Origin of the sequence: Cypionkella sp. TWP1-2-1b2 (assembly GCF_049896245.1) — a bacterium.
Taxonomy (GTDB): domain Bacteria; phylum Pseudomonadota; class Alphaproteobacteria; order Rhodobacterales; family Rhodobacteraceae; genus Cypionkella.
Window position 1 is genome coordinate 15,689 of sequence record NZ_JAFCTX010000004.1, and the last position, 11,927, is coordinate 27,615.

Genomic DNA, 11,927 nt, shown 5'->3' on the forward strand with positions numbered 1-11,927 from the left:
CCTATCGTTGGGGGGAAGGGGCGCGGGCGACGTGGTGGGCGGGCAGGTGCGGCAGAGGGCTGGATTGCAGCAACAGATCGTCGCGCAGTTGCTTGCCTGCGGGCCATGGGCCGAAGCCCGAGGCGACGTTGATATGGCCCGCAAAGCCGAGGTCGATGAGATCTGCACGCCATGCTTTGGCAAGCTGGCGGGCGCGTTGGATGGGCATCCATGGGTCATTGCGGCTGGCAACGACGGCGGTGGGGATGTACAGGGGGGCTTCATGCAGGGGCGCAAAGCTTTGGATGCGCGGCTGGCCTTGGGCTTCAGCAGGGGCGACCATCAAAGCCGCGCGGACGTTCAGTTGCGGCCAAGCGGTGAGCACGCGGGTGATCAGCACAGCGCCCAAGCTGTGACCAACCAGCACCGCGCCGGGGTGGCGCAGGATGGTGCCTGCCAGTTCAGCTTCCCACCGTGTCGGATCGGGGCGGGCGGGGTCTGACAGCTCTACCATCAGCGCATGGCTGTCGGTTGCAGCCCACCAGTGTTGCCAATGTGGTGCTGCGGAACCATCCAGACCGGGAACCAGAAGCGTTTTGACCATAGCAGCCTCGCCTTATTGCTTCTGATTACTCTATCAAATTAATCGTGATTTATTCTTCCAAAGTTCGCGGCGGTGGGGGAAAATTTCTTCTGCGCAGAAGGGCGGTCGCGGCAGGGCTGCGTTTGGGGTGATTCTATGGATTGCGGGTTAATTGTCAGTCGAGACCAAAGATGCTGCTGACCGGATCCCCGGCAGCAAGGCGGCGGCTCCAGTCGGCTTCCAGCCGCAGTTTGTCCTCAGCGGCGTCGATCAGTTCGGCGAGGCGGTTGATTGGAAGCGTCACAAGGCCATCATCGTCGCCAAGGATCAGATCGCCGGGCTGCACCACGCAACCGCCAAAGCTGACGGCGACATTGACCGCACCATGGGCGGCTGAGGTCGGGCCGCGTGGGGTGATGTGGCGGGAGTAGACAGAGAAGTTATCAAAGCTGGCGAGGCTGGCGGTGTCGCGGATCGCCCCATCGCAGATAATGCCAGCGGCACCTTGGGCGTGGAGTTGGCCGCCCAGAACGTCGCCGATCATCGCGTTGGCGGCATGGCCAGCAGCGGCAATCACCAAGACCTGACCGGGGCCGGTCTGGCCGATGGCGTGCAGCACCGCGCCGAAATCCGGGGCGATGCAGTGGACGGTGACGGCGCGCGCGCAGAGGTGGGGCTGTTGGCCAGCGGGGCGGAGGGGGCGAATGGCTGGGCTGATTTGCTGCGCGGGGGCCAGATCAACCGCGACGGCGACGGGGATGCGTTGCCAGCGGGCCAGCAGCTCGGCGGGCACGGGGGCGAGCATTGGGGAGGCTTGTGTGACGGTCATGGGGAGTCCTTTGTCGAAGGGGGCCAGCCGCCCAAGGGACGGCTGGCCAGAGGAGTTACTTCCGCACGCGCATGCCCAGCTTTTCGTCAAAAGCCAAAGGCTTGTCGGATTTCGGCAGCGGGGCTTCGGCCACCTCGCCGACCGAGACGCCATATTGCCAATCCGGTGGGCAGATCGCGATAAAGCGGGCATAGCCGCCCAGACCGCCGCCGAATTTCGGGAAACCGATGGCAACCAGCGCGCCGACGGGCGGGACTTTATCAAGGTTCGCCACGCCCTCGGCCTGCGCGAAGCCGTTGTGCATCAGCCAGTATTCACCTTCCAGCGTCGGGGTGGAATCGGTGTCGAGCGGTTCGTGGCCGTGAAATAGGATGTGGCGTTCCAGATGCAGGAATTTCAGCGCATCAAGGCTGACACCGGGGAACGGCGTGCGCTTGGCAAGGTCAGGGTTCGGCCAGTCTTTTGACCAGCCGGAACGGACAAAGACCACCGAGCCTTCGGGGATTTGGCCATATTCGGCCTCAAACGCAGTGATGTCCGAGACTTGCAGCGCATAGCCGTAGTCTTTCTGCACCTGAGGTTCGATGTTGATCACCACCAGTGGGCGGATGGTGTAGGTGGCGGGCAATTCGTCAATCGCGGGATATTCCGGGGCCCAATGCGCGGGCGGATCAAGCTGGGTGCCGAGTTGGTCGGTTTGCAGGACGTAGTTTGTCGCCTCAAAGCCATGGGTTGCATAGGTGAACACATCGCCCTTTTTGGCATAGCCCTCGATATCGGCCCCGGCTTTGGCGGGCGAGAAAGTGGAATTGCCAAAGCCGATCCAGACCGGAATATCCGGGGTGATCGTGTGGGTCAGATCGACGTATTTCGCTGCTTTGAAAGTGTCGTTGTAGACTTTCCACAGGCCGGGGTCTTCGGCTTGGGCGGGGGTGGAAAGTGCTAGCGCCAAAAACGGGGCGAGGGGGAGAAACGTCTTCAGGTGCATGGCAGTGCCTTTCTTGTTTCAGGTTTGGTCAGGCGGCTTGGGCAAGGCAGGCGCGGGTGGCGGCGGCCAATCTGCGGATGCCTTCGGTTAGTTTCTGTGGGTCGTTGAAGGTGAAATTGATGCGGATGGCGCAATGGTTTTCGCCCGTGGGGTCGAACACGCTGGAGGGGGTGATGCAGACGCCGTGGGCCAGGGCCGCGCGGAGAAGGTGGTCGGTGTTCAGGGCGGGATTGCGGGCGGTGGCCCAGACGAACATGCCGCCAGAGGGGGTTTGCCAATCGAACAGGCCTTTCAGATCGGAGTGCATTGCGGCGCAAAGCGCATCGCGGCGGTCGCGGTAAAGGCTCAGGATGTTGGGCAGGATGCTGTCGGTCAGGCCCGTGTCGAAGGCGTCGAGCGTGATGCGCTGGCCAAGGCCCGAGGTGGACATATCCGAGCCTTGTTTGGCCATTACGAGGGCTTGGATCATCTCAGGTGCGGCGATCACCCAACCGACGCGCAGGCCGGGGGCCAGTTCTTTCGACAGGGTGCCGAGGTATATGACGGGGCCGTTGTAGGGTATGCCCGTGGCGGCGAGACTCAGCATACGCGGAAGCGGCGGGCTGTCGTAATAGAGCGTGCCGTAGGGGTCATCCTCGACCAGCCAAGTGCCGGTGGATTGCGCGGCGGCGACGAGGGCGCGGCGGTCGTCCAGCGGCACCAAGCGCCCGGTGGGGTTGGAGAAATTCGGTACGGTATAGGCGAATTGTGCGCCTTGCAGCGCGATGGCGGGGGTGAAATCGTTCGATTCCATCTGCATCGGGCGATAGCTGGGGCGGCGGGGGCGCCATGCATCGAGCGCGCCCAGATAGGCCGGGGTTTGGGCGGCGATCAGGCTGCCTTCCTCCAGCAGCACCTTGCCGATCAGATCAAGCCCCTGCATCCCACCCGAGGTGATCAGCACGTTTTGCCGGGATAGATGCAGGCCGGGGGCGTTGAAGCGGGCAGCGATCAGGTCGCGCAGGGCGGGCAGGCCCTCGATCGGGGCATAGGCGAGCGCGTCGGTGGGGTGGTCGGTGATGGCCTTTGCGGCGAGGTCGGACAGGGCGGTGATCGGCCAAGTGGACGGATCGGGCAGGCCGCCCGCCATATTGATCAGGCCGGGGATTTGGCCTGCGGAAAGGAAGATTTGCGTCACATCATTGGTGTCGCTCAGCCATCTGGCGAAGGCGGGGCGTGTGGGGATGGGCTGGGACATGGTGCGGAACTCGTTGTTTGGCGGAAAGATTAGGGCAAGATTTGCGGTGAAACTCTGCAAAGACTTGCGTTATTAGCAGATTTGTTGAAGTTATTCTCTACAGAGTGGCTATCCGTGAGAGACTATCGCTATGCTTGATCTCGACTCGATGGATCACCGGAATTTGGATGTGCTGCGGCGGGATGGCCGGATTTCGATGCTGGATCTGGCGGATCGGGTGGGGTTGTCGCCGACACCCTGCGCGCGGCGGGTGAAGCGAATGGAGGAGGCCGGGGTGATCACCGGCTATGCCGCGCAGATCGACCGTCGGGCTTTGGGGCAGCATGTGTGCGTGTTGGTGTCGGTACGGTTGTCGCGGCACGGGCCGGAGGGGACACGGGAATTTCTGTCGGCGGTGGCAAAGCACCCCGAGATCACCGAATGTCTGCTGGTGACGGGCAATCTGGATTACATGCTGCGGATTTGGGTGCGCGATATTGAGGCTTTGGGGATTTTCATCCGCGATGTGCTGCAATCCATCCCCGCCGTGGCGGAAACCACGACGATGGTTATTTTGAAGCAGGACGGCGCTGCGGGTTAGTGGCCAGCGGGGCGCGCGCCCGGCGTCAGCCCTGCGATGCGTTCAACCATGCTGGCGGCGTCGATGCCGAAATGACGGTAAAGATCGCCAATCGTGCCGGTCTGGCCGAAATGCTCGACCCCCAGCGGGATGGTGCGATGGCCACGCACACCGCCGAGCCATGCGAGTGTGGCCGGGTGGCCGTCGATCACCGTCAGCAAGGTGCAATGCGCGGGCACCGTGCCGAGCAGCTGTTCGATGTGGGAAATCGCGGCAGGATTGCCACGGGCGCGGGCGCGTTGGGCGGCAGTCCAGCCTGCGTTGAGACGATCTGCAGAGGTGACCGCCAGCACACCGATATCGCGGCGGGTTTCGGCGATCAGGCCAGCGGCTTTGATCGCTTCGGGGGCGATGACGCCTTGATACGCGATCACCACGTCGCAGTTTGGCCCCGGCGGGCGCAGCCAGTAGCCGCCGTCGATGGCACCTTGGCGGAAAGACTGGTCGGCGCGTTGGCCGGGTTGCTCGATGGGGTTGGTGGACAGCCGCAGATAGACCGCACCGCCGGTTTCATCGCGCAGCCATGTGCGCTCATCGGGATCGCCCGCGCCATCGCGTTGCAGGTAGTCGAAGGCCCAAGCCATGATGACGGCCAGTTCATCGACGAAGGCGGGCTCGAAGGCGGCGAGGCCGTCTTGCGCCATGCCGATCAGCGGGGCGGCGATGGATTGATGCGCGCCGCCTTCGGGGGCCAGCGTCACGCCGGAGGGGGTGCCGACAATGATAAAGCGGGCGTCTTGGTAGCAGGCATAGTTCAGCGCATCGAGGCCGCGCGCGATGAAGGGATCATAGACGGTGCCGATGGGGATCAGGCGTTTGCCGAACAAAGCGTGTGACAGGCCCGCGGCACCCAGCAGCAGAAACAGGTTCATCTCGGCAATGCCCAACTCAATATGCTGGCCTCCGGGGGTGAACTCCCATTTCGCGGTGGAGGGGATTTTCTGATCCTGAAAGGTGTCGGCCTGTGCGGTGCGGGCGAACAGCTTGCGGCGGTTGACCCATGGGCCAAGGTTGGTGGTGCCGGTCACATCGGGCGAGGTGGTGACGATGCGGGCGGCGAGATCGGAGTCGCCCTTCGCCAGATCGTCGAGTATTTTGCCGAAGCCCATCTGGGTCGAGATATCGCGATCTGATCCGGCGGTGATGTGCGGCACGGGCAGGATGGCGTCGGTGAATTGGCGCGGGCCTTTGGCGAAGAACGGGACGTTTGACAGAAAGTCTTGCAGCGCTTTGGGGTCGGTGACGGTGGCGAGGGGCTCCCATTCCTGCCCCGCTGGCACGGCCATATGCGTCTGCCATTCGGCCATCTGCGCTTTGGTCATCAGGCCGCCGTGGTTGTCTTTATGGCCGGCAATCGGGGTGCCCCAGCCTTTGATCGTATAGGCCAGAAAGCAGGTCGGGCGGTCGTGATCTGTCGCGGCGAAGGTTTCGGCCATGGTTTGCACGCAGTTGCCGCCGAGGTTTTCCATCAATTCGGCAAGTTCGGCATCGCTGCGGCGGGCGATCAGGGCGCTGACCTCGCCCTGATCGCCAAGGTCGTCGAGCAGATGCTGCCGCCAGATGGCACCGCCCTGATAGGTGAGGGCGGCATAAAGCTGATTCGGGCAGGCGTCGATCCAGTCGCGTAGCGCTTCGCCACCCGGCTCGGAGAAGGCCGCGCGTTGCGGGGCACCGTATTTGATGCGGACCACTTCCCAACCGAAGGCTTGGAACACCGACTCAACGCGTTGGAACAACCCTTCGCGGACGATGCCATCCAGCGACTGACGATTATAGTCGATGATCCACCAAGTGTTGCGCAGTTCGTGTTTCCAGCCTTCTTGCAGACACTCGTAGATGTTGCCCTCGTCCAGTTCAGCATCGCCGACCAGCGCTACCATGCGGCCCAAGGGCAGGCCTTGCCCCCAAGTCTTCGCCGCGATGTAGTCTTGAACGATGGAGGCAAATGAGGTGATGGCCACGCCCAAGCCCACCGAACCCGTGGAAAAATCCACATCATCGCCGTCCTTGGTGCGGCTGGGATAGCTTTGCACGCCGTGGAAGCCGCGAAAGTTCTGCATCTTCTCAACCAAAAGATTGCCCATCAGATAGTGCATGGCGTGAAAGATCGGCGAGGCGTGGGGTTTGACCGCCACCCGATCTTCAGGCCGCAAAGCCGAGAAATACAGCGCGGTCATGATCGACACCATCGAGGCGCTTGAGGCTTGATGGCCACCGATTTTGATCGCATCCAGCTTTGGGCGGATGTGATTGGCGTGGTGGATCATCCAATGCGACAGCCATAACAGGCGCTGCTCGATGATCTTCAGATGGGGCATTGCGGCGATTTCCTGCGGTGGCTGTGATGTTGGCTGTGGTATATCGCCAATCAGCAGGTGAATCTCGGCTTTATCAGGCAGACTTGGCCTGATAATTGGTGGAAAGCTGCGCATAATTTGGAAGATGTGATGATGTCCCCCACTCTGGATCGCTTTGACACTGAAATTCTGCGGCTGTTGCAGAAGCAAGGCCGCCTGACGATCCATGATCTTAGCGCGGAAATCGGGCTGAGCCCCTCGCCCGTCGCCCGGCGTTTGCGGTTGTTGGAGCAGGCGGGTATCATCACCGGCTATGCGGCGCTGATCGACGAGGCGGCGCTGGGCTATGGCGTTTCGGTGTTTGTCTCGGTGCAGTTGGACAAGCAGGTTGATGAGGCATTGGCGACGTTTGAAGCGGCGGTTGCGGGCTTTCCCGAGGTGGTGGATTGCTGGCTGATGACTGGCAATCGCGACTATCTGTTGCGGGTGGCGACCACGGGTCTGCCGGAGTTTGAGCGGTTTCTGGTGGGGCGGATGACCAAGGTGCGGGGAGTGGCGTCGATTGAGTCGTCGATTCCGCTGCGGCGGGTGAAGGCGGGGTTGGCGCGGGTGCCTTAGGCGGAGCTCAGGCGACTCGGGGCCCTCTGGGCGGCGACCGCGCTGAACGACAAAACTTTCGGCAAGGCGTGGTTGGGCAGCATGGCGTTGCTGTCGGGGCTGAAAAATAGCACGACTTATTCATCATGTTTTATCCTTGAAGGGTCTGGCCTTGGGCATCGGCGGCTGACTGGGCGCGTCGCCCTCACAAGGACCGGATCATGTCGATTACTGCTTTCATATTGCCTCGACGCGCTGCTGTCTGCGATTAACGCGCTTGTGCTGCCACTGACGGCGCAGGCTGACAGCGTGCCTGTACAGGGCGGCACGTTGATTTATCTGGATCAAAAGGCCCGTACCGCGCTCTATCCACCAGCGGGCGGGTTTTATCCCAACGGCGGGGTGATGAACCAGATCACCGACAAGCTGACGTGGCAAAATCCGGCGACTTTGGAGATTGAGCCGTGGGTCGCCGAGTCGTCGCAGATCAACGCCGATTTCACTGAATTCACATTCAAGCTGCGCCCCGGTCTGACCTTCTCCGACGGCACGCCTTTGGATGCGGCGGCGGTGGCTGCGAATTTTGACAGCTATGGTGTGGGGAAACCGGAGCAGAATTTCCGGCCCTCGGAGGTGCTGAACAATTACGCAAAGTCGGAAGTGATCGACCCGCTGACCGTGAAATTCACCGTCAAGAAGCCGTCACCGCGGTTCTTGCAAGGCACATCTCGTGTTGATCCGGTTTCTCAACCCGGAAATGGGCATGACGCCGGAAGACATTGCGCGAATCCAGGTATTCTATAGCTCGGATACTCCGATCCTTGTGCAGCATTTTCAGTCACTGCTGGCGGTGCTTTCGGGCGATTTCGGCTATTCGGTGCAGTCGGGCGTGCCTGTGGCGCAAGAGATTGCCACCAACCTGCCGCCGACTTTGGTGCTGGCGCGTTTGGGCCTTCTGACCGCGCTGGCGCTGGCATTTCTGCTGGCTTGGGGTGCGGTTTAGCGGCCGTGGCCTGCGCAGCGGCACTGGATCGGATCAGCGCAGGCGCTGATGGTGTCGGTTCCGGTGTTCTGGGTGGGGATCACGCTTATTCAACGGGTGTCGTTCAAGCTGGGTTGGGTTTCGGTGATCGCCCCCGGTCGGTGGGAAAAGCTGGTGCTGCCGGTGCCGACGCTGGCGCTGCCGATTGCCGCCGCGATCGCGCAAATTCTGATCCGCACTATCGAGGATGTATCGACGCGCGCTTTTGTCCCCGCAGGCCGCGCTAAGGGGCTGTCGCGTGGGGCCGTGCTATGGTGCCATATGCTGCGCAACGCGGCTTTGCCGACGCTGGCGATTGCGGGCGTGCTGCTGGGTGAGTTGATTGCAGGGGCGGCAGTGACGCAAACCGTGTTCGGCCTGAATGGCTTTGGGCGGTTGGCGCAGAGGTCTGTGCGCACGCGCGATATCGCGGTGTTGCAGGCGATTGTGCTGATTTCGGCCACAGGTTTCGTTGCGATCTCGGTCATTGTCGATCTTGTGTCATGGGCCGATTGACCCTCGCCTGCGCAGCCTACGAAGCCTTGCAGCATGACCCTTCAGGATACGGTTTTGCCCCGAGCCCCCCGCAGCCTGCCGCGATTGAACCTGCCGATCCGCCCCGGATTGGCCTTGGCCTTGCTGGTACTGGCACTGGTGACGCTGTGGGCTTTGCTGCCCGGCGCATTCACCAACTTCAATCCGGTTTCCGGTCTGCCCGCCGACAATCTGCAAGCACCGGGGGGCTGCGCATTGGTTGACGACCCTTCGCGATGCGACGCTGAACGGCATCCGCGGTCGCATGGCCAGCCCAAACCCGCAAGATCCCGGTGCCTCATTGAGCCCTGTCCACATGATCGGCGGGCAGGTGGCAGAGATGCTGGCGGCGCATGGCGTCCCGCGTATTCTGCGGCGGGATCGGGTGATAGATTTGCTGAACCGCGTCAGGTTGAGTGAACCGGAGCGGCGGTTTAATCAGTACACACACGAACTCTCGGGCGGCATGAAGCAGCGCGTACTGATCGCGATTGCCATCGCCTTGGAACCTGCGCCGATCATCGCGGATGAGCCGGCCCGTGCGCTGGACATGACGGTGCAGCGGCGCATCCTTGATTCGATCGACGATTTGCGGCGTAACACGGCGACGGCGGTGCTGTTGGTCACGCATGATCTGGCGGTGGCGGCGGATCGGGCGAACCGGATTGCGGTGCTGAAATTGGGGAGGGCGCAGGAACAGGGCGCGGTTGGCGTAGTGTTGAACGCTCCGACAAGCGCCTATGCGCGGCAGTTGCTGGCCGATGCGCCCGCGTTTGCGACCGCGCGGATGATGCCTGTGCCACTGGGTGGCAATGTCCTCGGACGTTTCACCGCGTATTCTGGCCACACGCTCGGTGTTCGTGCCCGACAGCCGGGCCGAAGCGCGGGCTTTGGCCGGGATCGGTTTGCGTAAGGTTAGCCAGCATTTCCAATTGGTTGGCCACATCTTGCCCGGCGATACGACGGACAATCTGATCTTGGCGATGGACTGCCATGTCGGCACGCCTGACGAGGTGGCAGATTCTTTGGCCGCCAACCGGGTGCTGGACCATGCCACCGAGATCGCCGTTCAGGTCCATTCGGTCGATCCGCCGCATGACTTTATCCTGCGCTTGATTGAACTGTTTGCCACCCAGGTCGCACCGACTTTGGGCTGGATCGACCCGCCCTATCCGGTGCGGCTGCGGGATGCTGTTTAGGGTTTGAAGGAAGGAAACCCCATGACCGCCTTGATTGATCGCTTTGTCGGCATGGACCCCGGATCGCCGATGGGCATCAGCTTTGCTGCGCGCATGCAGGCGGACCTTAGCCATCAACTGCTGCTGCATCCGGTTGATGCGGGGGCGGTTTCGCTGTTGGAACGCCATGCCGTCGCGGCCTTTGTCGTCTGAGGCTACCATGACCGATGCTGTGATCACCCAGCACGACAATCTTGAACCCGTCACTTTAGCGCCGATGAACTGGGCTGGCTGCCGTGGTTGCAGCCGTTGGCCGAGGCCGATCTGACCCAGCAGCATTGGGCCGGGCTGGTCGATAAATTCCGCGCGAAATCCGAGTATTTCATGCTGCTGGCGCATCGCCCTGAAATGTTGGGCGCGCACCCGCACAGATAAGGATATTCTCTTCAACACCAAGGGCGGGCTGCCTCGGGCAAAACGCAAGTTGGCGGCGGTGTCGCGGCTGAATGGCTGCATCTTTTGCGCCTCGGTTCATGCGCGCTTTGCGATTCACCATCTGAAACGCGCCGATGAGGTGACTGTGTTGCTGGAGGAGGGTCGCTTCTCGCCGCTGTGCGGACGCAATGGCGCGGTGGTCGCGGCGGCAGCAGCGCTGTCGCAGACGCCGCCCGGCTTTAGTGCCGCCAAGGCGACGAGCCTGTTGGACATCGGATTTGATCTGCAAGAGCCGCTCGATCTGGTGGTGTCGGTCGCGTTCTTCAACTGGGCCAACCGCCTGACGCTGGCGATTGGCGAGCCGACGCCTGCGGCTGGCCAAGCTTGATTTGCACGCAATTGGCCGGGTCATGCCCGCCGATTGTGCTGTGCAAAAGCTGATTCTTTCCGAAAATTTCCCAAGCCATCCGCAGCCCTACGGTTAGACCTTGCCGCATCGCGGCGAAATTTGCAGTCAAATCGGCAAAAAAGTATCAGCCGAAGCGTGCTGCCGTAGTAGTCTGCCCTGATCAGCCCTGCTAGCTTTGTCAGACGCCACGGAGAAACCAACCGGGCAAGGCGACGCAATCACCGGGCCCAGAGTCTGGATTTGCGTAGGGAGGAGACGCGGATGAAACCGGATCTAGAGGTCGTCCAAATCGGGCGGTCGGAATCTTTCAAGGCTTGGGCGCATGGCTATCCGTATCACACGGTGCGCTGGCATTTTCACCCGGAATACGAAATTCATCATGTGGTGGCGACGCAGGGCCACTATTTTGTCGGCGATTTCATTGGCAATTTTGAGCCGGGCAATCTGGTGCTGACCGGGCCTAATCTGCCGCACAATTGGGTCAGCCATCTGGCGACGGGCGAAAGCGTGCCGCTGCGGGGCCGGGTGTTGCAGTTTACCGAAGATTTTATCGGCGATGCGATGGCACTGCTGCCGGAACTGGCCGCCTGTGAAGCACTGCTGCAAACCAGCCGTCGGGGCGCGCTGTTCAGCCCAGCCACCGCCGAAGCCGCAGCGCCGATGCTGGCGGAACTTGTCAGCGCGCAGGGTATTCGGCGGATAGAGGTGTTCATCGGCCTGTTGGGTCTGTTGCAGCGGGCCGAAGTGACCACGTTGACCTCGACCAACTATCTGCCCGACCCTTCCGGCTTTATGTCTACGGGCATCAATGAGGCCCTCGCGTACATCAACGCCAACCTGACCGAGCCGTTTACTGAGGGCGATCTGGCCGCGATTGCGGGGCTGTCACCTTCGGCGTTTTCGCGCAGCTTTCGCCGTCACACCGGACAGGCACTGGTGAAATACGTCAACCGCCTGCGGATCAATCTGGCCTGTCAGTTGCTGATGGGCAAGGATGAGATGAAGATCACTGATGTGTGTTTTTCGTCTGGTTTCAACAACATATCCAACTTTAACCGGCAGTTTCAGGCACAAAAGGGCATGACGCCCTCGCGGTTTCGGGACTTGCTGGCCCAGAACCAACACCCGGCCCTTGCGGCCTAAGCAAACCTAAACGGCCCTCGCGGCCTGAGCAAACCTAAACGGCCCTTGCGGCCTGAGCAAACCTAAAACGGCCCTTGC

At 61.8% G+C, this 11,927-nt stretch carries 16 protein-coding genes; 11 read left to right on the forward strand and 5 right to left on the reverse strand.

All coding sequences use genetic code 11. From position 1 onward, the window contains the following. Window position 1: 1 nt before the first annotated feature. From ACP7AP_RS03205 to ACP7AP_RS03220, 4 genes are all read right to left on the reverse strand, one after another. Window positions 2-583, reverse strand: coding sequence for an RBBP9/YdeN family alpha/beta hydrolase (locus ACP7AP_RS03205; RefSeq protein WP_426032167.1), 582 nt, complete (start codon window positions 581-583; stop codon window positions 2-4). Between the two features lie 154 nt (window positions 584-737). Continuing rightward, window positions 738-1,391, reverse strand: coding sequence for an RraA family protein (locus tag ACP7AP_RS03210; RefSeq protein WP_426032169.1), 654 nt, complete (start codon window positions 1,389-1,391; stop codon window positions 738-740). A gap of 55 nt (window positions 1,392-1,446) precedes the next feature. Beyond that, on the reverse strand, window positions 1,447-2,379 hold the full coding sequence (locus tag ACP7AP_RS03215; protein ID WP_426032171.1) for a cyclase family protein: 933 nt from the start codon (window positions 2,377-2,379) through the stop codon (window positions 1,447-1,449). Between the two features lie 28 nt (window positions 2,380-2,407). Continuing rightward, window positions 2,408-3,616 (reverse strand): PLP-dependent aminotransferase family protein, encoded by a 1,209-nt coding sequence (locus ACP7AP_RS03220; RefSeq protein ID WP_426032173.1) that lies wholly within the window; start codon window positions 3,614-3,616, stop codon window positions 2,408-2,410. A gap of 130 nt (window positions 3,617-3,746) precedes the next feature. Between ACP7AP_RS03220 and ACP7AP_RS03225 the strand changes: the two genes are divergently transcribed. Further along, on the forward strand, window positions 3,747-4,196 hold the full coding sequence (locus ACP7AP_RS03225; protein ID WP_426032175.1) for an Lrp/AsnC family transcriptional regulator: 450 nt from the start codon (window positions 3,747-3,749) through the stop codon (window positions 4,194-4,196). Here the strand turns inward: ACP7AP_RS03225 and ACP7AP_RS03230 are convergent. Further along, window positions 4,193-6,553: a transketolase gene (locus tag ACP7AP_RS03230; protein WP_426032177.1), complete on the reverse strand. Its 2,361-nt coding sequence runs from the start codon at window positions 6,551-6,553 to the stop codon at window positions 4,193-4,195. The genes ACP7AP_RS03225 and ACP7AP_RS03230 overlap by 4 nt on opposite strands. A 132-nt stretch (window positions 6,554-6,685) precedes the next feature. Between ACP7AP_RS03230 and ACP7AP_RS03235 the strand changes: the two genes are divergently transcribed. The 10 genes from ACP7AP_RS03235 to ACP7AP_RS03280 all read left to right on the forward strand — a co-directional run bounded on the left by ACP7AP_RS03235 (window position 6,686) and on the right by ACP7AP_RS03280 (window position 11,849). Next, window positions 6,686-7,150: an Lrp/AsnC family transcriptional regulator gene (locus ACP7AP_RS03235; RefSeq protein WP_426032492.1), complete on the forward strand. Its 465-nt coding sequence runs from the start codon at window positions 6,686-6,688 to the stop codon at window positions 7,148-7,150. Between the two features lie 81 nt (window positions 7,151-7,231). Then, the gene (locus tag ACP7AP_RS03240; RefSeq protein ID WP_426032179.1) at window positions 7,232-7,933 is read left to right on the forward strand and encodes an ABC transporter substrate-binding protein; all 702 of its coding nucleotides are present in this window, start codon (window positions 7,232-7,234) and stop codon (window positions 7,931-7,933) included. Next, window positions 7,893-8,132 carry a hypothetical protein gene (locus tag ACP7AP_RS03245; RefSeq protein ID WP_426032181.1) on the forward strand — a complete coding sequence of 80 codons (240 nt, stop codon included), beginning with the start codon at window positions 7,893-7,895 and terminating at the stop codon, window positions 8,130-8,132. The genes ACP7AP_RS03240 and ACP7AP_RS03245 overlap by 41 nt, the downstream gene beginning before the upstream one ends. A 48-nt stretch (window positions 8,133-8,180) precedes the next feature. Further along, a complete protein-coding gene (locus tag ACP7AP_RS03250; RefSeq protein WP_426032183.1) occupies window positions 8,181-8,666 on the forward strand; it encodes an ABC transporter permease subunit in 486 nt (161 codons plus the stop codon). 238 nt (window positions 8,667-8,904) lie between these two features. Further along, window positions 8,905-9,597, forward strand: coding sequence for an ATP-binding cassette domain-containing protein (locus ACP7AP_RS03255; protein ID WP_426032185.1), 693 nt, complete (start codon window positions 8,905-8,907; stop codon window positions 9,595-9,597). A gap of 19 nt (window positions 9,598-9,616) precedes the next feature. Beyond that, window positions 9,617-9,883, forward strand: a complete 267-nt coding sequence (locus tag ACP7AP_RS03260; RefSeq protein ID WP_426032187.1) for a hypothetical protein — start codon at window positions 9,617-9,619, stop codon at window positions 9,881-9,883. A gap of 21 nt (window positions 9,884-9,904) precedes the next feature. Further along, on the forward strand, window positions 9,905-10,075 hold the full coding sequence (locus ACP7AP_RS03265; RefSeq protein WP_426032189.1) for a hypothetical protein: 171 nt from the start codon (window positions 9,905-9,907) through the stop codon (window positions 10,073-10,075). A gap of 87 nt (window positions 10,076-10,162) precedes the next feature. Further along, the gene (locus tag ACP7AP_RS03270) at window positions 10,163-10,297 is read left to right on the forward strand and encodes a hypothetical protein (protein WP_426032191.1); all 135 of its coding nucleotides are present in this window, start codon (window positions 10,163-10,165) and stop codon (window positions 10,295-10,297) included. 28 nt (window positions 10,298-10,325) lie between these two features. Next, entirely contained in the window at window positions 10,326-10,685 is a 360-nt protein-coding gene (locus tag ACP7AP_RS03275) for a peroxidase-related enzyme (protein WP_426032494.1), read from the forward strand. Window positions 10,686-10,967: 282 nt separating this feature from the next. Beyond that, window positions 10,968-11,849, forward strand: coding sequence for an AraC family transcriptional regulator (locus tag ACP7AP_RS03280; RefSeq protein WP_426032193.1), 882 nt, complete (start codon window positions 10,968-10,970; stop codon window positions 11,847-11,849). Window positions 11,850-11,927 lie beyond the last annotated feature (78 nt).